The organism is Streptomyces longispororuber, from assembly GCF_024448165.1.
Lineage (GTDB): Bacteria > Actinomycetota > Actinomycetes > Streptomycetales > Streptomycetaceae > Streptomyces > Streptomyces longispororuber_A.
The window spans coordinates 1-21,232 of the sequence record NZ_JAMOLN010000033.1 but is presented as its reverse complement, the minus strand read 5'-3'; the positions used below and the strand labels follow the sequence as shown (position 1 = coordinate 21,232).

The window sequence follows — 21,232 nt, the reverse complement described above, 5'->3', positions numbered from 1 at the left end:
GCATCGCGGCCGTGGACCTAAAGCCGCACTGTCCACCTGAACGGGTCAAGCGTGAGGAGCCTCACTTACCGCCGGTTCAGCTCGGTTTTCTCGACGTCCGTGCGTGAAGATCCCTTCCGACGACAAGCCCCCGCCGCCGCGGCGGGGCGGTCCGTGCGGACGCCGAGTCCTGCCGCCGCCCGGATGCCAGGTCGACAGAAGTGGATCGGCAGGAGTGGAGGACCCAAGCACGACGGGCCACCGGAGCAGCCGTTCCGAGTGGTCCTTGGGGTGAAGCCGCCGTGAGCGGCCGGGCATCTTCGCCGGCCCGAACCCGACAGGTCATCCTTCGCAGGCGGCTGACGAAGGGTTGCGCATGACTGCGCTCAATCGTGTCCCCTCGCTGCTGACCCGGGCCGGAACCGCTTCGGCCCTGACCCTCGCCGTCGCGGGAGCCGGGCTCATGGTCCCCGGCGCCGCGGCCGAGGCATCGGCGGCCACGTCCGCGACCAAGGCACTCCAGGTCGCGGCCTCCAAGAAGGGATCGCCGTACAAGTGGGGCGCCACAGGGCCGCACCGGTTCGACTGCTCGGGCCTGACGCTCTACTCGTTCAAGCGGGCGGGCAAGAAGCTGCCCCGTACCGCCGCGCAGCAGTACAACAAGACCCGTCATGTCTCCGTACACAGCCGCAAGCGCGGTGACCTGGTGTTCTTCCACTCGGGCCGGAGCGTCTACCACGTCGGGATCTACGCCGGTAAGGGGCGGATCTGGCACTCCCCGAAGACCGGGGACGTGGTGCGACTGCAGAAGATCTGGACGAAGAGCGTCTGGTACGGCCGGGTGCGCTGATCCGCACCGCCGCTGCCGCGGAACCGCCCGTGGGGACGGGCCGGGCGCCAGGCCCGTCCCCATGCGGCCCCCGTGTGCCGCCGAGCGGCCCCGGTTGGGATCGTCCCGGCTGGATACCCGGGCGGCATGAAGGAGCGCAACGAGACGCCCCTGGAACGGGCGGACCGGAACTTCGGTGAGCTGCTGCAGGAACTCCGGGTCACGCAGACCGGGGTCCAGTTCCTGTTCGCCTTCTTGTTGACGCTCGCGTTCACGCCGCGCTTCCCGTCCCTGGACTCCGTGCAGCGCGCCACGTACGTGACGACGCTGCTGCTCGCGGTCCTTGCGGCCGCCCTGCTCATGGCGCCCGCCGCCGTGCACCGCGTGCTGTTCCAGATGGGCGCGAAGCGGGAACTGGTGCAGATCTCGTCGCGGCTGGCCGGCTACGGGATGGCGGCGCTGGTGCTCGCGCTGACCGGTTCGGTGCTGCTGGTGGTCGATGTGACGGTCGGCCGGGGCAGCGGCATCGCGGCGGGTGCGGGCACGTTCGTCGTGTGTGCGGGGCTGTGGGCGGTGCTGCCCCGGCTGCTGCGGCGCTCGCTCGTCACACGAGCGGCTCCAGCAGAAGAACGAGAGCCAGCAGGACCAGGGCGCTCCCGGTGACGCCCTCCACGGCGCGAGCGGTGCGCGGCCTGCGCAGCCACCGGCCGAGCCGGTCCACGAGCAGGGCCACGGTCGGGAACCAGAGCAGGGCGAGCGCCACGACGACGGCCGACAGCACGGCCGTCCGCGGCAGGGCCGGACTGCCCGCGGGCACGAACTGCGGCAGCACGCTCAGGAAGGTGATCGGCGCCTTCGGGTTGAGCGTGTTCGTCAGGAAGCCCTGGCGCAGCGCGCCGCCCGCCGGGGCCCGGGCCGCGTCGACGGCGGCCTCGGTCCGCTCCCCCAGCGGTCGCAGCGCCGACTGCAGCGTGCGCACCCCCAGGTACAGCACATAGGCGCCGCCGGCGAGTTGCAGTGCGTGGAAGAGCGTGGGCACCGCGGTGAGGACGGCCGCGACGCCGGCGACGGCGAGCGCGGTGTGGACGAGGAGTCCCCCGGCGACCCCGAGCGCGCAGGCGACCCCGGCGCGGCGCGAGACGAGGGAGTTGCGTACGACGACGGTGAAGTCGGCGCCCGGCAGCGCCACCATGCCCGCGGCGACGCCCGTGAAGGCGACCAGTTGAGCGTCCATGGACGCCAGCCTGCCCGAACCCGGCCTTCAGCAGGTATGTGGAATATTCTGAGTCTGCCTGAAGCGTTGCTTAACCCTTTGCCGATCCCGCGTCGGCCGGTGGCCGGAGGCCGACATGTACGACCCGACGCGGCTCGCCGCGCTGGTGGCGGTCTCCGAGGCCGGTTCGATCACCCGGGCCGCGCAGCGGCTGGGGTTCACGGTGCCCGCCCTGTCGCAGCAGCTGGCGAAGCTGGAGCGGGAGGCCGGGGCAGCCCTGCTCGTGCGGCATCACCGGGGCGCCCGGCTGACGGGGGCGGGCGAGGTCCTGGTGGCGGCGGCCCGCCGGGTGCTCGACGAGATGGACCGGGCCCGGCACGAACTGGCACGGGTGGCCGGACTGTCGGGCGGGCGGTTGCGGGTCGGGACGTTCACCACGGCGGGGATGCATCTGCTGCCGCCCGCGCTCACGGCGTTCCGCCGGGCGCACCCGGAGGTGGAGCTGGCCGTCGCGGGGTACGAGCCGCCGCTCGGGATCGCGGCCGTGGCCGACGGCGCGGTGGACGTCGCGCTCACCCACGCCTACGACCCGGCGGACCCGGTGCCGGTGCCCGCGTCCGTGGTCCAGGAGCCCGTGCTCGTCGAGGAGCTGGTGCTGGTGACGGCGCCCGGGCATGCGCTCACCGCGGGAACGGCGGGCACGGCCCGGCTGCCGCTCGGTGACCTCGCGGGGCAGCCGCTGATCAGCATGGCGCCGACGCATCCGCCGCGCCAGGGCGTGGAGTCGGCGCTGGCGAGGGCCGGGGCGACCCCGTCGGTCCTGGTGGAGACGCCGGGCTACGCGCTGGTGTGCGCGCTGGTGAGTGCCGGTCTCGGGGTGGCGGTGGTGCCGGAGATGGTGGCGCGGACGTCGGCGACGCCGGTCGGCGTACGGCCGTTGGCGCCCGGGAACCTGCGGCGCACGATCTCCCTGGTGCACCGGTCGGACGAGACGAACCCGGCCGTGGACAGCTTCCGGGCGCTGGTGCGCGGGACGTTCGGCCGGGCCGGCGGGTGACGGGACGTCAACAGGCGGGCGCCGCGCGGCCGTTGTCGCCATTGAGGCGGGCGATCCAGGGCAGTGCGATCCACACGGTCTTGCCGCCCTCGGCTGTCGGGGCGACCGAGAGTCTGCCGCCGCACTCCGCGGTGAGGCAGCGGATGATGACCATGCCCCGGCCGTTGTCCTGCTGGACGGCGGCGGGCAGCCGCTTGGGGTAGCGGGGATGGCTGTCGGTGACGCCGATGCGGAGCTGCTCGTCGCGTTCCAGCTCCACGTCGACGGTGAAGGTGGGTGACTGGCCGAGGGTGTGCTGCACGGCGTTCGTCGCGAGTTCGGAGACGATGAGACGGACGACGTCCGCGGTGTCGGTGTCGCCCGGCATGCCCCACTCCGCCAGCACATGGGTGACGTAGGTACGGGCGGCGGAGACCGAGGCGGGGTCGCTCGGCAGCGTGACGGATGCTTCCTGGTGGTCTGCCATGGCGACGTCGTCCCTTTCCCGCCGGGGCCGGTTGTCCGCCTGCGGCGGATCGCTTCACGCGCGGCCCCCGACTACTGCTTCGCGCCAGACTGCCACTTGGACACCCTTCATTGGTGCCGATCCCTCAAGATATGCATATATCTGTCGCTCGAAGCGGTGAACTCTGCGACGGTAGACCGTATTTGGGCGAGCGCACGCCGGTTCCTCTACCGTCTGCTCAGGAGCTACCCCGTGCGGGTCGGGAAGGAGCCCGGTCCGAGGCCTGAGGCGCCCGAGGAGTCAGAAATGAAGTACGGTCCCGCGGTCCGCCGCCGCAAGCTCGGTTCCGAACTGCGCGCGCTGCGCGTCCAGGCCGGGCTCACCAGTGGTGAGGCAGCCCGGCTCGTCGGCTGGCATCAGTCGAAGGTGAGCCGGATCGAGACAGGGCGCAGTGGCGTGAAGCCGTCGGACGTCCTGCTGCTGCTCGACGCGTTCGACACCCAGGATCCCCAACTGCGCGAGCTGGTGGTCGCCTTGGCGGGCGCGGAGGACGCCGGCGGGCATCACTGGTGGCATGCGTATCGGGGGCTTTTGCCGCCCTCGTACCGAGATTTCATCAGTCTGGAGTCGCAGGCGTGTCAGATCCGCACACTGGAGACGAGCGTGGTGCCCGGTCTGTTGCAGACGCCCGAATACGCGCGAGCGGTGACGCGTTCGGTACTGGACGGAATGTCGGAACGGCATATCGAGGCGCTCGTGGAAGTGCGCCTGGCACGCCAGAGCGTGCTGCAGGCCGACCCTCCGCTGCAGCTCAGCGTGGTCCTCGACGAGGCGGTGCTGCGGCGCGACGTGGGCGGACCAGGCGTCCGGCAAAGGCAGTTGGCACATTTGGCCGAGGCGGCCGAGATGCCGCATGTCCGGATTCAGGTGCTTCCGTTCTCCGCCGGTGGCCACATCGGACTCACAGGTCCTTTCGTTGTGTTCTCATTTCCGAACACAACTGATCTGGATGTGGTTGTTCTCGACCATTTGACGAGTAGCCTCTACCTCGAGCGGAAAGAAGACCTCAAGGCGTACACAGACGCCTTCGACGCTCTTGCGCTCCATGCACTTTCGCCCGAGAAATCATTGGAATTCATCGCACAGCTCACCGGGTGGACGAGGACGCCGACGCCCCGTCGCGCCCCGGTGACGCGTGAGGAGGCACCATGAATGCACTGCCTCGGCCCGTTCCATCCGTTCCATGCAGCACCGCGCTGAGCGGCGCGGCGTGGCGGCGCAGCAGCCGCAGCACCGGCGCCAACAACTGTGTCGAGACGGCCCCCTTGAGCTCGGGGCACGTCGCCGGTCTGCTCGCCGTCCGTGACTCGAAGAACACCGCGGGGCCCGCCCTGCTGTTCCACTCCACCGCCTGGGAAGGCTTCGTCAGCTCCCTGCGGTGACCGCTCCGTCCGGAGCGGTGCGGCTGATCACCCGTACGGCCTCACCGAGTTGTTCGTCGGTGAGGTCGGCACGGGCGGTCAGCCGCAGCCGCGAGATGCCGTCCGGCACGGACGGCGGACGGAAGCAGCCCACCGACAGCCCGTTCGCCCGGCACCGCGCGGCCCAGCCCACGGCCGCGTCCGGCGAGGGGGCCCGCACGGAGACCACCGCGGCATCGGGGCGCACGGCCGACAGGCCCGCCGCAGTGAGCAGCCGGTGCAGCGTCGCCGCGACCTCACGGGCCCGCGCGGCCCGCTCGGGTTCGCCGCGCAGCAGCCGCAGGGCGCCCAGCGCCGCTCCGGCGGCGGCCGGGGCGAGGCCGGTGTCGAAGATGAACGTACGGGCCGCGTTGACGAGGTGGTCGATGACGGCCGCCGGACCGAGGACCGCGCCGCCCTGGCTCCCGAAGGACTTGGACAGAGTGACGGTGACGACGGTGTCGGCCGCGCCCGCGAGACCCGCCGCGTGCGGGGCGCCGCGTCCGCCGGTGCCGAGCACACCCAGGCCGTGCGCGTCGTCGACGATCAGTCCGGCCCCGAACTCCCTTGCCACGTAGGCGAGTTCACCCAGTGGCGCCTGGTCGCCGTCCACCGAGAAGACCGTGTCGGAGACGACGACGGCCGGTCCGTCATGGGTGCCGAGCGCCTTGCGGACGGCGTCGGGGTCCGCGTGCGGCACGACCTGCGTGGTGCCGCGGGCGAGCCGGCAGCCGTCGATCAGGGAGGCGTGGTTGCCCGCGTCGGACACGATCAGCGAGCCGTGCGGGGCGAGCGCGGTGACGGCGGCCAGGTTCGCCGCGTAGCCGGACGACAGCACGAGCGCTGACTCGGCGCCGCAGAACTCAGCCAGTTCCCGCTCCAGCCGGGTGTGCAGCTGCGTGGTGCCGGTGACCAGACGCGACCCGGTCGCACCGCCGCCCCACGTCCGTGCGGCCTCGGCGGCGGCCTCGACGACCTCGGGGTGCCGGGCCAGGCCCAGGTAGTCGTTGCTCGCGAGATCGAGCAGCGGGGAGTCGGCGGGGCGCGGGCGCAGGGTGCGCACGAGTCCGGCGGACTCGCGGGCGTCGCGCTGCTCGTCGAGCCAGCCGAACGCACGGGTGTGGGCTGTGGCCATGACTCCCTCGGTTTGTAGGTAACGCACAGACCCTAGCCGGGCCGCCACAAGGTCATGGTGTGGCAATACCCACACGTCGAACGCCGTCCTTTGTACGAAGTCTCCTTTCGCGAGGGCGTGTCCATAGGCAAGGATCTGACGCCATGGACCTGCTGAACACGCTGGTGGACAAGGGGCTTCGGCGCGAACTGCCGAGCCGTGAAGAGGCGCTCGCCGTGCTGGCGACGACGGACGACGAACTGCTCGACGTGGTGGCCGCGGCCGGCAAGGTGCGTCGCCAGTGGTTCGGGCGCCGGGTGAAGCTCAACTATCTGGTGAACCTCAAGTCGGGTCTGTGCCCGGAGGACTGCTCGTACTGCTCGCAGCGGCTCGGTTCGAAGGCGGAGATCCTCAAGTACACCTGGCTCAAGCCGGACGACGCGTCGAAGGCCGCGGCCGCCGGTGTCGCGGGCGGCGCCAAGCGGGTGTGTCTGGTGGCGAGCGGGCGCGGCCCGACGGACAAGGACGTCGACCGGGTCGCGCAGACCATCGACGCGATCAAGTCGCAGAACGAAGGCGTCGAGGTGTGCGCGTGTCTGGGGCTGCTCTCCGACGGGCAGGCGGAGCGGCTGCGTGGGGCGGGCGCAGACGCGTACAACCACAACCTGAACACGTCCGAGGCCACGTACGGCGACATCACCACGACGCACACGTATGCGGACCGGGTCGACACCGTGCAGAAGGCGCACGCGGCCGGGCTGTCGGCCTGCTCGGGGCTGATCGCGGGCATGGGCGAGAGCGACGCCGATCTGGTCGACGTGGTGTTCGGGCTGCGTGAGCTGGACCCGGACTCGGTTCCGGTCAACTTCCTCATCCCGTTCGAGGGCACTCCGCTGGCCAAGGAGTGGAACCTGACCCCCCAGCGCTGCCTGCGGATTCTGGCCATGGTCAGGTTCGTCTGCCCCGACGTCGAGGTGCGGATCGCGGGTGGCCGCGAGGTGCACCTGCGCTCGATGCAGCCGCTGGCCCTGCACATCGCCAACTCCATCTTCCTGGGCGACTACCTGACCAGTGAGGGTCAGGCGGGCCGGGCGGACCTGGACATGATCGCGGACGCCGGTTTCGAGGTGGAGGGCACCGATCAGGTGACGCTGCCCGAGCACCGCTCCGACGCGGCGGGCTGCGCGTCGGAGGGCGGCTCTGCGTGCGGGTCGGAGTCGGGTTCGGTGTGCGGGTCCCCTTCCGGGTCCCCCGAGGCGCCCGAGGCGCGGACCGATCTCGTCGCCGTGCGGCGCCGCGGCGCGGGGACGGATCTCGCCCCCAATGCCTGATCCGCACGTCGAGGAACTGATCGCGCTCGACCGGCAGCACGTCTGGCATCCGTACGGGCCCATGCCCGGCCGGCAGGATCCCCTGGTCGTCGAGTCGGCGACCGGGGTACGGCTGCGCGTCGCCGGGCACGGCGAGCTGGTGGACGGCATGTCGTCCTGGTGGTCGGCGATCCACGGCTACAACCACCCCGTGCTGAACGAGGCGGCCCGCGGCCAGCTGGACCGGATGAGCCACGTGATGTTCGGCGGGCTCACGCACGAGCCCGCCGTCCGGCTCGCGAAGCGCCTTGTCGACATGTCGCCGGACGGTCTCGAGCACGTGTTCCTGGCCGACTCTGGATCGGTGTCCGTCGAGGTCGCCCTGAAGATGTGCCTGCAGTACTGGCGCTCGCTTGGCCGACCGGAGAAGCGCCGGATGCTGACGTGGCGCGGCGGCTACCACGGGGACACCTGGCAGCCGATGTCCGTGTGCGACCCCGAGGGCGGGATGCACCAGTTGTGGTCGGGCGTCCTCCAGGAGCAGGTCTTCGCGGACGCGCCGCCCGGTGCTTACGAGGAGGGGTACGCGGAGCATCTGCGGGAGCTGGTCGCGCGGCATGCGCACGAGCTGGCCGCGGTCGTCGTGGAGCCGGTGGTGCAGGGCGCGGGCGGCATGCGCTTCCACTCCCCCGCGTACCTGCGGGTGCTGCGGGAGGCGTGCGACGCGCACGACGTCCTCCTCGTGTTCGACGAGATCGCGACGGGGTTCGGACGCACGGGGGCGCTGTTCGCCGCCGAGCACGCCGGGGTGACGCCCGATGTGATGTGCGTCGGGAAGGCGCTGACCGGCGGCTATCTGACGATGGCTGCGACGCTGTGCACGGCCCGGGTCGCCGACGGGATCTCCCGTGGCGAGGTGCCGGTGCTCGCGCACGGGCCGACGTTCATGGGTAATCCGCTGGCCGCCGCGGTGGCCTGCGCGTCGATCGACCTGCTGCTCGCACAGGACTGGCGGGCGGAGGTCAAGCGGATCGAGGCCGGCTTGCGGGACGGGCTGGCGCCGGCCGTGGACGCCCCGGGGGTCCGGGACGTGCGGGTGCTCGGCGCGATCGGTGTCGTGCAGCTCGACCACGAGGTCGACGTGGCGGCGGCGACCCGGGCCGCGGTCGCGGAGGGCGTGTGGCTGCGCCCGTTCCGGGACCTCGTCTACACGATGCCGCCGTACATCACCGGCGACGAGGACCTGGCACGGATCGGGCGTGCGGTGTGCGCCGCCGCCCGGAAGGGGTGAACAGCGGTGGGGACGACGCGTGACGGGCAGGTCCTGGTGGTCACCGGGACCGGCACCGAGATCGGGAAGACCGTGACCACGGCGGCGATCGCCGCCGTGGCGGTGCGGGCCGGACGGTCGGTGGCCGTGCTCAAGCCGGCCCAGACCGGGGTCGCGCCGGACGAGCCCGGTGATGTGGACGAGGTGGTGCGGCTCGCGGGCGACGCCGTGACGCCCCTCGAACTGGGCCGGTTCCCCGAGCCGCTCGCGCCCGGCACCGCCGCGGCGCGGGCCGGACTCGCGCCGGTGCGGCCCGCGCAGGTCGCCGAGGCCGCCGAGAAGCTGGCCGCCTCGCACGACCTGGTCCTGGTCGAGGGTGCGGGCGGGCTGCTCGTGCACCTCGACGCGGAGGGGTCGACGCTGGCGGACGCGGCGCGGCTGCTGGGGGCGCCGGTGCTCGTGGTGGCCCGGGCGGGCCTCGGCACGCTGAACTCCGTCCAGCTGACGGCGGAGGCGCTGCGCGCGCGGGGTCTCGCCCAGGCGGGTGTGGTGATCGGCAGCTGGCCCCGGGAGCCCGGGCTCGCGGAGCGGTGCAATGTGGCCGATCTGCCCGTGGTGGCGGGCGCCGCGCTGCTGGGTGCGATTCCGGCCGGGGCCGGGGAGCTGGCGGTGGCCGGTTTTCGGGCCTCGGCCGGGGGCTGGCTGGGGCCGGAGCTCGGTGGCGCGTGGGACGGTGCGGGATTTGCGCGAGGGGTCGCCTAGGCGCCGCATCGGACCGGCGACGATCGTCGTGGTTTCCGGTCGGGAGGCCGTGCGCGGGGAAGACTCGGGGTAACCGTCGGTCTCACTGAGGAGGGTTCCCATGGTGGGGCGTCCCCTGTCACCTCTGTCACCCCGTAAGGACTCCGCACGGCGCCCGGCCAAGGATGCGGTGCACCATCCGCACTTCGCCCGGTTCTACGCCCGGTTCAGCGTGCGCGCCGAGCCGGTGATGGCTCCCGTGCGGACCGAGTTGCTCGCCGGGCTGTCCGGGCGGGTGCTGGAGGTCGGCGCGGGCAACGGGCTGAACTTCGGGTACTACCCGCGCACCGTGTCCGAGGTCGTCGCCATCGAACCGGAGCGCGGGCTGCGCCAGTTGGCGGTCGACGCGGCGCAGCGGGCGGACGTCCCGGTCGACGTGGTGCCGGGTGCCGCGGAGGCGCTGCCGGTGAAGAGCGAGGGGTTCGACGCCGTGGTGCTCTGCATCGTCCTGTGCAGCGTGCGGGACGTGGAGCGGGCGCTGGGCGAGGTGCGGCGGGTCCTGCGGCCCGGCGGCGAGCTGCGGTTCTTCGAGCACGGGCAGGCGCCGGGGCGCGGCATGCGGGCGTTCCAGTCGGCGCTGGACCGGACCGTGTGGCCGCGCGCCTTCGGCGGATGTCACGTGGGGCGCGACGCGCTGGGCGCGCTGCGGGGCGCCGGGTTCGAACTGGGCGCGTACCGGCGGCTGCTGGTGCCGGAGCGCGGGGTGCGCCTGCCCACGTCGTACTGCGTCATCGGGGCCGCGCGACGGCCGGAGCCCAGTACGCCGTAGGGCTCACCGGCTCCACTTGCGCAGCTCCTTCTCGATGTCGTGGACCGTGGCGCCGCCGTCCTTGACCAGCCGGGCCAGCTCCCGCACCTGCTCCGGGGAGATGACCACCTTGAGGCCGCTGGCGACCAGGTAGGCGTAGGCCACCGCGGAGGCGTACATCGCGTTCGAGCGCTCCAGCGCCGGTACGTGGATGAGGAGTTGGAGCAGTGCCGCGGCGCGGGCGTGCGGGGTGTCGTAGACCGGGATGTCGAATATCTGCGCGGCGTGCCGGGAGACGGCGGCCACCAGGGCGCCCCAGTCGGTGACCTGCGGGTCGCCCGGGGTCTTCTGCTCGGCGACCATGAGCAGCCACGCGAGGTCGATGTCGATGTGCGGTTCACTCAACGGGGCGGCGCCGGCCTTCCGTGTCCGTACCGAACTCTTCCGCGAAGACCGCCTCGTACTGCTTCATGAAGTCGGCGGCCGCGTCGACGAACGTCCGGCCGAGCTCGCCGGCGTCCCGTCTGACCAGCTCCTCGATGTACCGGTTCACGCTCATGCCGCGGGCGAGCGCGCGCTCCTTCGCGGCGCGGGCGGTGTCCTCGTCCACGCGCACGTTCAGCTGGGTCTTCGCCATGACCTCACGCTAGCGCCGATGCGCTAGCACCCGCAAGGCGGGCCGTTCCCGGTTATCCTCGACTTCGACCTGATGCACAACTGACTTACGACGTAAGGGAGTTGGGGTGGGGGATGCGGATGTGGTCACGGGTGTGGTCGCGGCCCGGGCCAGGGGTCTGACCAAGGCGTACGGATCCGGGGAGACCCAGGTCCTCGCGCTCGACGCGGTGGACGTGGAGATCGCCCGGGGACGGTTCACCGCGGTGATGGGGCCCTCGGGCTCGGGGAAATCCACGCTGATGCACTGCCTCGCCGGGCTCGACACGGTGTCGGCGGGCCAGGTGTGGCTGGGTGACACGGAGATCACGGGGCTGAAGGAGCGGGAGCTGACCCGGCTGCGGCGTGACCGCGTGGGCTTCATGTTCCAGTCCTTCAACCTCATCCCGACGCTGAACGCCGCCGAGAACATCACGCTGCCGATGGACATCGCGGGCAAGTCGCCGGACCGGGCGTGGCTGGAGCAGGTCATCGACACGCTGGGGCTGCGGGACCGGCTGAAGCACCGGCCGGCCCAGCTGTCGGGCGGCCAGCAGCAGCGGGTCGCGTGCGCGCGGGCCCTGGCGGCCAGGCCAGAGCTGATCTTCGCGGACGAGCCGACCGGGAATCTGGACTCGCGGGCGGGTCTGGAGGTGCTGGGCTTCCTGCGCGAGGCGGTCGACGACCTGGGGCAGACCGTGGTCATGGTGACGCACGATCCGGGCGCCGCGGCCCACGCCGATCTGGTCCTCTTCCTCGGCGACGGGCGTCTGGTGGACGAGATGCGGGAGCCGACCGCGGAGGCGGTCCTGGAGCGCATGAAGCGGTTCGACGTCGTGCGCGGCGCCATCGGCGACCACCCCTCGCCGCGGACGTAGCCATGCTGAAGGCGACGCTCAGGAGTTTCCTCGCGCACAAGGGACGCCTCGTCCTGTCGGCCCTCGCCGTGGTTCTCTCGGTGGCGTTCGTGGCGGGCAGCCTGATCTTCTCGGACACCGTGGCCCGCACCTTCGACCGGCTCTTCGCGTCGACGTCGGCGGACGTCCGGGTGAGCCCGAAGGAGGACGACTTCGACGAGTCGATCCCGTCCGGCGACGTGCGGACACTGCCCGCGTCGCTGGCCTCCCGGATCGACCGGGTCGACGGAGTCGCCGCCACACACATCGACGCCGAGGTCGAGAACATCACGGTGGTCGACCGGCACAACGACTCGGTCGGCCCGACGACGGGCGCGCCGACCATCGCCACCAACTGGGCGCCCACCGACCGCAGTCCGGTCCGGCTGACGTCCGGGCACGCGCCGCGCGGCGACGGTCAGGCACTCCTCGACGCCGACACCGCGGACAAGAAGCACGTGCGCGTCGGGGACACGCTCACCGTCCTGGCCCGGCCCGGCTCGTTCAAGGTCGAGATCGTGGGCATCGCGACCTTCCGTACCACGAATCCGGGCGCGGCCCTGGTCTTCCTGGACACGGACACCGCGCAGCGCAGGCTGCTCGGCGGCCCCGGGCGGGCCACGAGCATCTCGGTCGACGCGGCGTCGGGGGTCGGCGACGCCGCGCTCAAGCGGAACATCGGCCACGTCCTCGGCACCTCCTACGACTTGAAGACGGCCGACGAGGACGCGAAGTCGGCCGCGGAGGACCTGGGCGGATTCCTCGACATCATCAAGTACGTGATGCTGGGCTTCGCCGGCATCGCCGTGCTCGTCGGGGTGTTCCTGATCGTCAACACGTTCTCGATGCTGATCGCCCAGCGGACCAGGGAGTTGGGGCTGCTGCGGGCGCTCGGCGCGGACCGGCGGCAGGTGCGGCGGTCCGTCCTGACGGAGGCGGTGCTGCTCGGGTTCGTCAGTTCCGCGGTCGGGCTCGGTCTCGGGATCGGGCTCGCGGCGGGGCTCATCAAGCTCATGGGCGTCTTCGGGATGAACCTCAAGTCCACCGAGATGGTGGTCGGTTGGGGCACGCCCGTCGCCGCCTTCGTCGTCGGGGTCGGGGTGACGTTCGTGGCGGCCTACCTGCCGTCGCGGCGGGCGGCCCGGGTCTCCCCCATGGCGGCGCTGGCCGATGCCGAGATCGCCGGTGTGGGGCGGCCGTTGCGGGTGCGGGCCCTCGTCGGAGGGCTCCTCGCGGCCGCCGGGGCCGCCGCGCTCCTCGGCTGCGCCGCCGCGACGCGGACCGCGACGGCGAGTTCCCTGCTCGTGCTCGGCATCGTGCTGACGCTGATCGCCACGGTCGTCGCGGGTCCGCTGCTGGTCCGTCCCGTCATCCGGGTCCTGGGCGCCGCGTTCCCGGCCCTGTTCGGGTCGGTCGGGCGGATGAGCCAGCGCAACGCGCTGCGCAACCCGCGTCGTACCGGCGCCACCGCGGCCGCCCTGATGGTGGGGCTCGCGCTGGTCGCGGGCATGTCGGTGGCCAGCGCGTCCATGAGCAAGTCGTTCGACGACCAGATCGACGAGACGCTCGGCGCCGACTTCACCGTGCAGAACGCCAACTTCGTGCCGTTCCCTCAGGAGGTCACCGAGAAGATCGACGACACCGACGGCGTCGGTCTCGTCGTGCGCCAGCGGTTCACGGCGCTCGCCGTGCGGCTGCCGGACGGGGACCGGGTGAAGACGACCGCCGCCGGGTGGGACGCACGGCTGGACGACGTCGCCCACGTCACGTACGCGCAGGGCACCAGTGCGCAGGCGCTCGCGCCCGGACACATCGCGCTGCAGAAGGAGTTCGCGGACGACCACGAGGTGCGCATGGGCAGCGTGCTGCCGGTGGAGTTCCCCGGCGGGCGGCGGGCGTCGCTCACCGTGGGCGCGCTCACCGACCAGGAGACGAACGACTTCGGGATGCGCGGCGGCTTCTTCGTCGGCCTCTCCACCTTGGTCACATACGTGCCCGGCGGCCAGGACTCGGCGGTCTACGTGAACGCGGCGCCCGGCACCTCCGCCGACACCCTGCGGGCGCGGCTGGAGAAGGCCCTCGATCCGTATCCACAGGTGCAGGTGCGCGACCTCGCCGACTACAAGGCCCTGGTCCACGACCAGATCGCGGTGCTGCTGTACCTGGTGTACGCGCTCCTGGGCCTGGCGATCGTCATCGCTGTCCTGGGCGTCGTCAACACCCTCGCCCTGTCGGTCGTGGAGCGCACCCGGGAGATCGGTCTGCTGCGGGCGATCGGGCTCGCGCGGCGGCAGCTGCGGCGGATGATCCGCCTCGAATCGGTGGTGATCGCCGTGTTCGGCGCGGTCCTCGGGCTCGCGCTCGGCCTGGTGTGGGGCGTGGCGGCGCAGCAGGTCCTCGCCCTGGAGGGCATGGAGGCGCTGGCGATCCCGTGGTCGACGATCGTGGCGGTCGTGGTCGGCTCGGTGCTCGTGGGGCTCGCCGCCGCGCTGCTTCCCGCGCTGCGGGCGTCGCGGCTGAACGTGCTGGCGGCCATCGCCCACGAGTGATGGGATGGGGCGGCCGGACACTCCGTCCGTCCGGCCGCCCCAAGTCGCCCGCACGTGAGGAGAGTTCATGACCCGCCCGTTCCGCTTCGGCGTCAATCTCATCGCTCCCTCGCCCGGCGACGCGTGGCGCGCCACGTGCCGCAGGGCGGAGGAACTGGGCTTCGACGTGATCTCCGTGGCCGACCACCTGGGCATGCCGTCGCCGTTCCCCGCCCTGGTGGCGGCGGCCGAGGCGACGACCCGGCCGCGCCTCGGCACGTTCGTGCTCAACTGCGCGTTCTGGAACCCGGTGCTGCTCGCCCGCGAGGTGGCGACCGCCGTAGCGCTGACCGGCGGCCGGCTCGAACTGGGCCTCGGCACCGGATACGTGCGCGCGGAGTTCGAGCAGGCAGGCGTCGAGTGGGGCACCGCGGGCAGCCGGGTGGACCGGCTCCTGCACACCGTGGAGGAACTGGAGCGGCTGCTGCCCTCGTCCGGGCCCGACGCGCGTCCGCCGCTGCTGATCGGCGGGAACGGGGACCGGATGCTGCGGATCGTCGCCGAGCACGCCGACATCGCCGCGTTCGTCGGCGCCCGCCCGGCCCCCGAGCTGCCCAGCGGCCTCTTCCCGCTGTCGGCCGAGGAGCTGGACGGGCGGGTGGCCGCGTACCGGAAGTTCGCCGCCGACCGGGCCGAACCCGCCGAGCGGAACCTGCTCGTCCAGCTGGTGGACGTCACCGACGATCCGGCCGCCTCGGCGCGGCCCTGGCTGGAGCGCATGCCGACCCTCAGCGAGCAGGACGTCCTGGACTCGCCGCTCGTCCTGGTCGGCAGCGTCGAGCAGATCGCCCGGCGGCTGATCGAGCAGCGGGAGCGGTTCGGGTTCTCTTACATCACGGTCCTGGAGCCGCACATGGAGGTCCTCGCGCCGGTCATCGAGGAGCTGCGCGGGCGGTGACCGTCCGGCATGTGGAATTCGGCGGCGGACGGCGGCCGGCCGGTGATGGGATCGGGCCATGAGCGATCTTCGTATCCGGTCCGCCGCACCCACCGATCTCGACGCCGTCCTGGCGTTCTGGAAGACGGCCGCGGAGGGCACGAGCATCAGCGACGACCGGGCGGGCGTCGAGCGCCTGGTCGCGAGGGATCCCGAGGCCCTGCTGCTCGCCGAGCGCGACGGCGAGCTGCTCGGCACGGTCGTCGCGGGCTTCGACGGCTGGCGCTGCCACCTGTACCGGCTCGCGGTGCGCCCCGACGCCCGACGGCAGGGCATCGGGTCCGCGCTGCTCGCGGCCGCCGAGGAGCGGTTCGTGGCGCTCGGCGGGCGGCGGGGCGACGCGATGGTCCTGGACCGCAACGAGCGGGCGCACCACGCGTGGCAGGCGGCCGGTTACGCGCCCGAGCCGCAGTGGAGCCGCTGGGTGAAGCACCTGCTCGACGACTGAGCGCACCCCGGTGGCCCCCAGGCGACGTGGGGGTACGGGACCGGTAAGGAAATCCGCTTTGCCGACCCTTTACCATGGGTGGGTCACTCGAAATATCTGCGAAAGGTGTGAGCGTCCGCCCATGGGCGAGCCCCCCAGTACCCGGTCCGTCCCCCTGCGCGGCTCCCGCGAGCGCGCGTCCGCCCCGCCCCTGGCCGATCATGGGACGGAGGTGACGACCCGATGACCGAAGTGCTTCTGCTCGCCGTCGCAGTGCTTCTCTCGCTGGCCTGCGGCGCCTTCGTCGCGGCGGAGTTCTCGCTCACGACCGTCGAGCGCAGCGATCTGGAACAGGCGGTCGAGCGCGGTGAGCGCGGCGCGTCCAGCGCCCTGAAGGCCGTACGGAACCTGACGTTCCAGCTGTCCGGTGCCCAGCTCGGCATCACCGTCACCAATCTGGTCGTCGGCATGCTCGCCGAGCCGTCCATCGGCAAGCTCATCGCGGGCCCCCTCGAAGCGATCGGCGTCCCCGAGTCGGCGTCGTCGTCGGTCGCCCTGGTCATCGGCACCGCCCTGTCGACCGTGTTCCTGATGGTCGTCGGCGAGCTGGTGCCGAAGAACTGGGCGATCTCGTCGCCGCTGGCCGTCTCCAAGCGGGTGGCGACGCCGCAACGCTGGTTCAGCGCGGCGTTCCGCCCGTTCATCACCCACCTGAACAACACGGCGAACCGTCTCGTGCGCCGGTTCGGCATCGAGCCGACCGAGGAGCTGGCCTCCGCGCGCGGCCCGCAGGAGCTCATGGCGCTCGCCCGGCACTCCGCCAAGGAGGGCGCCCTGGAGGCGGACACCGCCGAGCTGTTCGTCCGGACCCTGAACCTGGCCGACCTGACCGCGGAGAACGTGATGACGCCGCGGGTCCAGGTCATGGCCCTCGACGTGCAGGCGACCTGCGAGGACGTGGCGAACGCGACCCGGGCCACCGGCCTCTCCCGGTTCCCCGTCTACCGCGGCAACCTCGACACGGTCGTCGGCATCGTGCACATCAAGGACGTGCTCGCCGTGCCCGACCGGCAGCGCCCCCGCAAGGGCGTGGCCGACCTGCTGCGCGAACCGCTGCTCGTCCCCGAGTCGCTGACCGTGGAGCGGCTGCTCGACCGGCTGTCCGGCAAGCGCACGATGGCCGTGGTCATCGACGAGTACGGCGGCACCGCCGGCGTCGCCACCCTGGAGGACATCGTCGAGGAGGTCGTCGGCGAGGTGCGGGACGAGCACGACCCGCACGAGACGCCCGACATCGCCGCGGCCGGCGCCGACGAGCAGGGCCGCACCCTCTTCTCGGCGGACGGCGCCGCCCGCACCGACCAGCTGGCCCGCGTCGGACTGCGCGCGCCCGACGGCCCCTACGAGACGCTCGCCGGGCTCGTCGCGACCGAGCTGGGCCGGATCCCGGACGTCGGCGACAGCGTCGAGGTCGCCGGCTGGCGGCTCGACGTCGTGGACGCGCACGGCCACCGCGCCGCCCGCGTCCTGCTGCACGCCCCGCTGACCGACAGCGCCACCCCGGAGGAGGCCCGATGACCGCGATCCAGCTCCTGATCGGCCTGGCGACCCTCGTCGTCAACGCCTTCTTCGTGGGCGCCGAGTTCGCCCTGATCTCGGTGCGCCGCAGCCAGATCGAACCGCACGCCGAGGACGGCGACCGCCGGGCCCGCAGCGTCCTGTGGGGCCTGCAGCACGTGTCCGCGCTGCTCGCCGCCGCGCAGCTCGGCATCACGCTGTGCACGCTGGTCCTCGGCATCGTGGCCGAGCCCGCGATCGCCCACCTGCTGGAGCCGGTCTTCGACGGCGTCGGCGTGCCGCACGGCCTGGTCCACCCGATCTCGTTCGTGATCGCGCTGACCGTGGCGACGTATCTGCACATGCTGCTCGGCGAGATGGTGCCGAAGAACATCGCGCTCGCCGAGCCGGTGCGCTCCGCGCTGCTCCTCGGCCCGCCGCTGGTGGCCCTGGCGCGCGCCCTGCGCCCGGTGATCTTCACGATCAACGCCTTCGCGAACACGCTGCTCAAGCTGCTCCGTGTGGAGGTCAAGGACGAGGTCGCGGCGACGTTCTCGGACGACGAGCTGGCCCGGATGGTCAAGGACTCCTCGGACGCCGGGCTGATCGACGACCGGGCCCAGGAACGGCTGCACGACGCGCTCGAACTGGGCCGCCGCCCGGTGAAGGAGATCGTCCTGCCGCTGGAGAAGGTCGTCTACGCGCGCGTGGGCGTGACGCCCGAGCAGCTGGAGCGGCTCTCCGCCGAGTCCGGCTTCTCCCGCTTCCCCGTGGTGGACGAGGGCCGGCGCATCGTCGGCTATCTGCACGTGAAGGACGCGCTGGACGCGATGCCGCGCGATCTGCCGTTCCGGGTGCCGGACATGCGGTCCATCGCGCGGGTGCGGGAGACGACGCCGCTGGACGACGTCCTGACCGCGATGCGCGGCAGCCGTACGCACGTGGCCGCGGTGCTCGGCTCGGACGGCCGGCTCGCCGGTCTGGTGACCATGGAGGACGTGCTGCGGGAGCTGTTCGGGCTACCCGTCTGAGGCGACATCCGAGGCGACATCCGAGGCGACAGGGGGCACAGTCGTGAGTCAGCTCGTCCTGAAGGACGTGTCGTACGGATATCCGGACCGGCCGGTGCTCGACCGGGTCTCACTGACGGTGCGGCCCGGCGAGCACGTGGCGATCATCGGCGAGAACGGTTCGGGCAAGTCGACGCTGCTGCGCATCGTGGCCGGTGAGCTGCTCCCCGCCGAGGGGTCCGCGGTCGTGGTCGCCGACGGCGGCACCGGCTACCTCGCCCAGACGCTCCGGCTGCCGCCCGAGGCGACCGTGCGGGACGCCGTCGACGACGCGCTCGCGGACCTGCGCGATCTGGAGCGCCGGATCAGGGCCGCGGAGGCGGAGCTCGGCTCGGCGGACCGGGCCGGGCTCGCCGCGTACGCGGACCTGGTGGCGGCCTTCGAGGCGCGCGACGGCTACCGGGCCGACGCCCGCCTCGAAGCCGCCCTGCACGGGCTCGGCGTGCCCCGGCTGGATCGCACGCGGACGCTCGGCTCGCTCTCCGGCGGTGAGGCGGCGCGGCTCGCGCTCGCCTGTGTGCTCGCCCCGCAGCCCGAGCTGCTGCTCCTGGACGAGCCGACGAACCACCTCGACGACCAGGCGCTCGGCTGGCTGGAGGACCGGCTGCGGGCCCACCGCGGCACCGTCGTCGCCGTCACCCACGACCGGGTGTTCCTCGACCGGGTGGCGGGCGCGATCGTCGAGGTCGACGGGGACCGCCGCTCGGTGGCGCGGTACGGCAACGGCTGGCACGGCTACCTGGAGCAGCGGACGGCGCTGCGCCGCCGCTGGGAGGAGCGGCACCGGGCGTGGCGCGACGAGGTGGAGCGGCAGGAGCGGATCGCCGAGGGGACGGCGGACCGGCTCTCCAGCGGCTGGCGGATGCGGGACAGCAGCTCGTTCGCCAAGTTCTCCAAGCACCAGCGGTCGGTGGAGGGCCAGGTCTCGGGCGTCGTCCGCACCGCGCGCGAGCGGCTGCGCAGGCTGCGCGCCGAGCCGGTGCCGAAGCCGCCTGACCCGCTGCGGTTCACGGCGGGCGAGGGCGCGCTGGAGGGCGGCGGCCATCCGTTCGTACGGCCCGTCGAGGTGACGGACGCCGTGGTGGGCGAGCGGCTCGCGGTGGACCGGCTGGTGCTGGAGCCGGGCTCGCGGACGCTGGTGACGGGGCCGAACGGCGCGGGCAAGTCGACGCTGCTGGCGCTCCTCGCGGGGCGGCTCGTGCCGGATCGCGGCAGCGTCCAGCTGCCGCCGCGCATCGGCTACCTCCCGCAGGAGGTGGCGCACGACGGCGTCGGACTGCCGCTGCTCGACGCGTTCGCGGCCGGGCTCGGCGGGCTGCCGGAGGACCACGCGGAGACGCTCCTGGCCCTCGGGTTGTTCCGCGAGGAGGACCTGTCCGTGCCGGTGCGCGGCCTCTCCGTGGGGCAGCGCCGCCGCCTCGACCTGGCGCGCCTGGTCGCCCGCCCCGCCGATCTGCTGCTCCTGGACGAGCCGACCAACCACGTCTCCCCCGCGCTCGTCGAGGACCTGGACGAGGCGCTCGCCGGGTACGCGGGCACGCTCGTGGTGGTCTCGCACGACCGCAGGCTGCGGGAGCGGTTCGCCGGGGACCGGGTGCGGGTCGCCGACGGGACGGTGCTCGCCGGCGGCTGACGTCAGGCGGCGGGCCGGGCCGGCTCTGCCCGGGCCGTCTCCCCGGTCGGTTCTTCCAGGATGCCGGGGCCGTGCGGTCCGATCCCGGCCGTGCCGACCGCCGTGAGGACGGCGAGCAGGGTCGCGAGGCCCGCGGTGCCGAGCGCGGCCACCCAGTCGACGTCGAGCAGGTTCGTGGCGCCGGCCACGAGGACGGCGGCGAGGGCCTGGGCGAAGGTCCTGATCGCGCGCTCGGCGGTGGCTTTCCAGAAGGCGGTGCTCCACATGGTCGTCTCCCCCGTTTCGTTCGTGCTGCCGTGCCGCTGTGCTGTCTGCTCCTGGAATACCGCGGGGCCGGGCCGCTGCCCAGACCTGCGGCGCACGGAGCTGTGACCGGCCGGGATACCATCACTGGCGCCATGCAGATGAATGCCAAATACACCAGCCTCGTCGCGGTCGGCGACTCCTTCACCGAGGGCATGTCGGACCGGCTCCCGGACGGCTCGTACCGCGGCTGGGCCGACGTACTGGCCGGCCGGATGGCGGCCCAGAGCCCCGGCTTCCGGTACGCGAACCTCGCCGTGCGCGGCAAGCTCATCGGGCAGATCGTCGACGAGCAGATCGATGTCGCCGCCGCCATGAAGGCGGACGTGGTGACCCTCGTCGGCGGCCTCAACGACACCCTGCGCCCCAAGTGCGACATGGTCCGGGTCCGCGATCTGCTCACGGAGGCCGTCGAGAAGCTGGCCCCGTCGTGCGAGCGGCTGGTCCTGATGCGTTCCCCGGGGCGCAACGGTCCGGTGATGGAGCGGTTCCGGCCGCGCATGGAGGAACTGTTCACCTGCATCGACGACCTCGCGGCGCGGCACGACGCCGTGGTCGTCGACCTGTACGGGGCCGCGGCCCTGGGCGACCAGCGCATGTGGGACGTGGACCGGCTGCACCTGACGACGGAGGGCCATCGCCGGGTCGCCGAGGCGGTGTGGCAGACGCTCGGGTACGACGCCGAGTCCGACTGGCGGGCCGCGCTGCCGACCGCGGTCCCGCCGAACTGGGTGACCCGCCGGGTGGCCGACGCGCGCTTCGCGAAGCAGCATCTCGTGCCGTGGATCGGTCGGCGGCTGACCGGCCGTTCCTCGGGTGACGGGCGGCCGCCGAAGCGGGCCGAGCTGACGCCCTGCACCGACCTCGCCGATCCCACCGACGACAGGCCCTAGGTCGTGTCTTCAAAGTGGTTGGAGCCAGAGCAGTGTGGCGGCGAGGGT

The 21,232-nt window shown here is 72.6% G+C and carries 23 protein-coding genes and 1 riboswitch; of the genes, 17 read left to right on the top strand and 6 right to left on the bottom strand.

All coding sequences use genetic code 11. The features are described 5' to 3' along the window. Window positions 1–174: 174 nt before the first annotated feature. Window positions 175–352: riboswitch (cyclic di-AMP (ydaO/yuaA leader) on the top strand. Window positions 353–355: 3 nt separating this feature from the next. Both M4J07_RS12305 and M4J07_RS12300 read left to right on the top strand, forming a co-directional pair. After that, the gene (locus tag M4J07_RS12305; protein WP_255970953.1) at window positions 356–829 is read left to right on the top strand and encodes a C40 family peptidase; all 474 of its coding nucleotides are present in this window, start codon (window positions 356–358) and stop codon (window positions 827–829) included. Between the two features lie 126 nt (window positions 830–955). Next, window positions 956–1,471: a DUF6328 family protein gene (locus tag M4J07_RS12300; protein WP_255970951.1), complete on the top strand. Its 516-nt coding sequence runs from the start codon at window positions 956–958 to the stop codon at window positions 1,469–1,471. Here the strand turns inward: M4J07_RS12300 and M4J07_RS12295 are convergent. Further along, entirely contained in the window at window positions 1,413–2,042 is a 630-nt protein-coding gene (locus tag M4J07_RS12295) for a LysE family translocator (protein WP_255970949.1), read from the bottom strand. The genes M4J07_RS12300 and M4J07_RS12295 overlap by 59 nt on opposite strands. A gap of 115 nt (window positions 2,043–2,157) precedes the next feature. Between M4J07_RS12295 and M4J07_RS12290 the strand changes: the two genes are divergently transcribed. Continuing rightward, window positions 2,158–3,078, top strand: a complete 921-nt coding sequence (locus tag M4J07_RS12290) for a LysR family transcriptional regulator (protein WP_255970947.1) — start codon at window positions 2,158–2,160, stop codon at window positions 3,076–3,078. A gap of 7 nt (window positions 3,079–3,085) precedes the next feature. Here M4J07_RS12290 and M4J07_RS12285 read toward each other — a convergent pair whose 3' ends face one another. Beyond that, a complete protein-coding gene (locus M4J07_RS12285; RefSeq protein WP_255970945.1) occupies window positions 3,086–3,544 on the bottom strand; it encodes an ATP-binding protein in 459 nt (152 codons plus the stop codon). A gap of 285 nt (window positions 3,545–3,829) precedes the next feature. Here M4J07_RS12285 and M4J07_RS12280 point away from each other — a divergent pair, with 285 nt between their 5' ends. Both M4J07_RS12280 and M4J07_RS12275 read left to right on the top strand, forming a co-directional pair. After that, entirely contained in the window at window positions 3,830–4,735 is a 906-nt protein-coding gene (locus tag M4J07_RS12280; RefSeq protein ID WP_255970943.1) for a helix-turn-helix domain-containing protein, read from the top strand. Further along, window positions 4,732–4,965 carry a DUF397 domain-containing protein gene (locus tag M4J07_RS12275; protein WP_255970941.1) on the top strand — a complete coding sequence of 78 codons (234 nt, stop codon included), beginning with the start codon at window positions 4,732–4,734 and terminating at the stop codon, window positions 4,963–4,965. The genes M4J07_RS12280 and M4J07_RS12275 overlap by 4 nt, the downstream gene beginning before the upstream one ends. Here the strand turns inward: M4J07_RS12275 and M4J07_RS12270 are convergent. After that, window positions 4,949–6,118 (bottom strand): 8-amino-7-oxononanoate synthase, encoded by a 1,170-nt coding sequence (locus M4J07_RS12270; RefSeq protein ID WP_255970939.1) that lies wholly within the window; start codon window positions 6,116–6,118, stop codon window positions 4,949–4,951. The two genes, M4J07_RS12275 and M4J07_RS12270, sit on opposite strands and share 17 nt — an antisense overlap. Window positions 6,119–6,261: 143 nt before the next feature. Between M4J07_RS12270 and bioB the strand changes: the two genes are divergently transcribed. The 4 genes from bioB (at window position 6,262) to M4J07_RS12250 (ending at window position 10,247) form a co-directional block, all read left to right on the top strand. After that, a complete protein-coding gene (gene bioB, locus M4J07_RS12265) occupies window positions 6,262–7,428 on the top strand; it encodes a biotin synthase BioB (protein ID WP_255970937.1) in 1,167 nt (388 codons plus the stop codon). Continuing rightward, window positions 7,421–8,698, top strand: coding sequence for an adenosylmethionine--8-amino-7-oxononanoate transaminase (locus M4J07_RS12260; RefSeq protein WP_255970935.1), 1,278 nt, complete (start codon window positions 7,421–7,423; stop codon window positions 8,696–8,698). Before bioB ends, M4J07_RS12260 begins: the two co-directional genes overlap by 8 nt. A 6-nt stretch (window positions 8,699–8,704) precedes the next feature. Next, on the top strand, window positions 8,705–9,439 hold the full coding sequence (gene bioD / locus M4J07_RS12255; RefSeq protein ID WP_255970933.1) for a dethiobiotin synthase: 735 nt from the start codon (window positions 8,705–8,707) through the stop codon (window positions 9,437–9,439). A gap of 100 nt (window positions 9,440–9,539) precedes the next feature. After that, on the top strand, window positions 9,540–10,247 hold the full coding sequence (locus M4J07_RS12250) for a class I SAM-dependent methyltransferase (RefSeq protein WP_255970931.1): 708 nt from the start codon (window positions 9,540–9,542) through the stop codon (window positions 10,245–10,247). A 3-nt stretch (window positions 10,248–10,250) separates the two neighbouring features. Here the strand turns inward: M4J07_RS12250 and M4J07_RS12245 are convergent, their stop codons facing one another. Then, entirely contained in the window at window positions 10,251–10,589 is a 339-nt protein-coding gene (locus M4J07_RS12245; protein ID WP_255971045.1) for a fic family toxin-antitoxin system, toxin component, read from the bottom strand. 34 nt (window positions 10,590–10,623) lie between these two features. Then, entirely contained in the window at window positions 10,624–10,863 is a 240-nt protein-coding gene (locus M4J07_RS12240; RefSeq protein WP_255970929.1) for a toxin-antitoxin system HicB family antitoxin, read from the bottom strand. Window positions 10,864–10,969: 106 nt separating this feature from the next. Here M4J07_RS12240 and M4J07_RS12235 point away from each other — a divergent pair, with 106 nt between their 5' ends. The 7 genes from M4J07_RS12235 (at window position 10,970) to abc-f (ending at window position 19,988) form a co-directional block, all read left to right on the top strand. Further along, window positions 10,970–11,758, top strand: coding sequence for an ABC transporter ATP-binding protein (locus M4J07_RS12235; RefSeq protein WP_255970927.1), 789 nt, complete (start codon window positions 10,970–10,972; stop codon window positions 11,756–11,758). Between the two features lie 2 nt (window positions 11,759–11,760). Then, window positions 11,761–14,325, top strand: a complete 2,565-nt coding sequence (locus M4J07_RS12230; RefSeq protein ID WP_255970925.1) for an ABC transporter permease — start codon at window positions 11,761–11,763, stop codon at window positions 14,323–14,325. A 67-nt stretch (window positions 14,326–14,392) separates the two neighbouring features. Then, window positions 14,393–15,262: a TIGR03621 family F420-dependent LLM class oxidoreductase gene (locus M4J07_RS12225; protein WP_255970923.1), complete on the top strand. Its 870-nt coding sequence runs from the start codon at window positions 14,393–14,395 to the stop codon at window positions 15,260–15,262. Window positions 15,263–15,320: 58 nt separating this feature from the next. Further along, window positions 15,321–15,749, top strand: coding sequence for a GNAT family N-acetyltransferase (locus M4J07_RS12220; RefSeq protein ID WP_255970921.1), 429 nt, complete (start codon window positions 15,321–15,323; stop codon window positions 15,747–15,749). A gap of 222 nt (window positions 15,750–15,971) precedes the next feature. Next, window positions 15,972–17,306 (top strand): hemolysin family protein, encoded by a 1,335-nt coding sequence (locus M4J07_RS12215; RefSeq protein WP_255970919.1) that lies wholly within the window; start codon window positions 15,972–15,974, stop codon window positions 17,304–17,306. Continuing rightward, complete coding sequence (locus M4J07_RS12210; protein WP_255970917.1) at window positions 17,303–18,316, top strand: hemolysin family protein; 1,014 nt, start codon at window positions 17,303–17,305, stop codon at window positions 18,314–18,316. The genes M4J07_RS12215 and M4J07_RS12210 overlap by 4 nt, the downstream gene beginning before the upstream one ends. 43 nt (window positions 18,317–18,359) lie before the next feature. Then, complete coding sequence (abc-f, locus tag M4J07_RS12205) at window positions 18,360–19,988, top strand: ribosomal protection-like ABC-F family protein (RefSeq protein WP_255970915.1); 1,629 nt, start codon at window positions 18,360–18,362, stop codon at window positions 19,986–19,988. 2 nt (window positions 19,989–19,990) lie between these two features. Here abc-f and M4J07_RS12200 read toward each other — a convergent pair whose 3' ends face one another. After that, window positions 19,991–20,254 carry a holin gene (locus M4J07_RS12200; protein WP_255970913.1) on the bottom strand — a complete coding sequence of 88 codons (264 nt, stop codon included), beginning with the start codon at window positions 20,252–20,254 and terminating at the stop codon, window positions 19,991–19,993. A gap of 132 nt (window positions 20,255–20,386) precedes the next feature. Between M4J07_RS12200 and M4J07_RS12195 the strand changes: the two genes are divergently transcribed. Next, on the top strand, window positions 20,387–21,184 hold the full coding sequence (locus M4J07_RS12195) for an SGNH/GDSL hydrolase family protein (protein WP_255970911.1): 798 nt from the start codon (window positions 20,387–20,389) through the stop codon (window positions 21,182–21,184). Window positions 21,185–21,232: the final 48 nt, after the last annotated feature.

What these genes read in the sequence shown, in the direction of transcription:
- M4J07_RS12300 (WP_255970951.1), top strand. Translation starts at nt 956, where the DNA reads ATGAAGGAGCGCAACGAGACGCCCCTGGAACGGGCGGACCGGAACTTC.
- bioB (WP_255970937.1), top strand. Translation starts at nt 6,262, where the DNA reads ATGGACCTGCTGAACACGCTGGTGGACAAGGGGCTTCGGCGCGAACTG.
- M4J07_RS12245 (WP_255971045.1), bottom strand. Translation starts at nt 10,589, where the DNA reads ATGGTCGCCGAGCAGAAGACCCCGGGCGACCCGCAGGTCACCGACTGG.
- M4J07_RS12230 (WP_255970925.1), top strand. Translation starts at nt 11,761, where the DNA reads ATGCTGAAGGCGACGCTCAGGAGTTTCCTCGCGCACAAGGGACGCCTC.
- M4J07_RS12295 (WP_255970949.1), bottom strand. Translation starts at nt 2,042, where the DNA reads ATGGACGCTCAACTGGTCGCCTTCACGGGCGTCGCCGCGGGCATGGTG.
- M4J07_RS12285 (WP_255970945.1), bottom strand. Translation starts at nt 3,544, where the DNA reads ATGGCAGACCACCAGGAAGCATCCGTCACGCTGCCGAGCGACCCCGCC.
- M4J07_RS12290 (WP_255970947.1), top strand. Translation starts at nt 2,158, where the DNA reads ATGTACGACCCGACGCGGCTCGCCGCGCTGGTGGCGGTCTCCGAGGCC.
- M4J07_RS12305 (WP_255970953.1), top strand. Translation starts at nt 356, where the DNA reads ATGACTGCGCTCAATCGTGTCCCCTCGCTGCTGACCCGGGCCGGAACC.
- M4J07_RS12270 (WP_255970939.1), bottom strand. Translation starts at nt 6,118, where the DNA reads ATGGCCACAGCCCACACCCGTGCGTTCGGCTGGCTCGACGAGCAGCGC.
- M4J07_RS12280 (WP_255970943.1), top strand. Translation starts at nt 3,830, where the DNA reads ATGAAGTACGGTCCCGCGGTCCGCCGCCGCAAGCTCGGTTCCGAACTG.
- M4J07_RS12275 (WP_255970941.1), top strand. Translation starts at nt 4,732, where the DNA reads ATGAATGCACTGCCTCGGCCCGTTCCATCCGTTCCATGCAGCACCGCG.
- M4J07_RS12240 (WP_255970929.1), bottom strand. Translation starts at nt 10,863, where the DNA reads ATGGCGAAGACCCAGCTGAACGTGCGCGTGGACGAGGACACCGCCCGC.
- M4J07_RS12220 (WP_255970921.1), top strand. Translation starts at nt 15,321, where the DNA reads ATGAGCGATCTTCGTATCCGGTCCGCCGCACCCACCGATCTCGACGCC.
- M4J07_RS12195 (WP_255970911.1), top strand. Translation starts at nt 20,387, where the DNA reads ATGCAGATGAATGCCAAATACACCAGCCTCGTCGCGGTCGGCGACTCC.
- M4J07_RS12260 (WP_255970935.1), top strand. Translation starts at nt 7,421, where the DNA reads ATGCCTGATCCGCACGTCGAGGAACTGATCGCGCTCGACCGGCAGCAC.
- M4J07_RS12215 (WP_255970919.1), top strand. Translation starts at nt 15,972, where the DNA reads ATGACCGAAGTGCTTCTGCTCGCCGTCGCAGTGCTTCTCTCGCTGGCC.
- M4J07_RS12250 (WP_255970931.1), top strand. Translation starts at nt 9,540, where the DNA reads ATGGTGGGGCGTCCCCTGTCACCTCTGTCACCCCGTAAGGACTCCGCA.
- M4J07_RS12210 (WP_255970917.1), top strand. Translation starts at nt 17,303, where the DNA reads ATGACCGCGATCCAGCTCCTGATCGGCCTGGCGACCCTCGTCGTCAAC.
- M4J07_RS12225 (WP_255970923.1), top strand. Translation starts at nt 14,393, where the DNA reads ATGACCCGCCCGTTCCGCTTCGGCGTCAATCTCATCGCTCCCTCGCCC.
- M4J07_RS12200 (WP_255970913.1), bottom strand. Translation starts at nt 20,254, where the DNA reads ATGTGGAGCACCGCCTTCTGGAAAGCCACCGCCGAGCGCGCGATCAGG.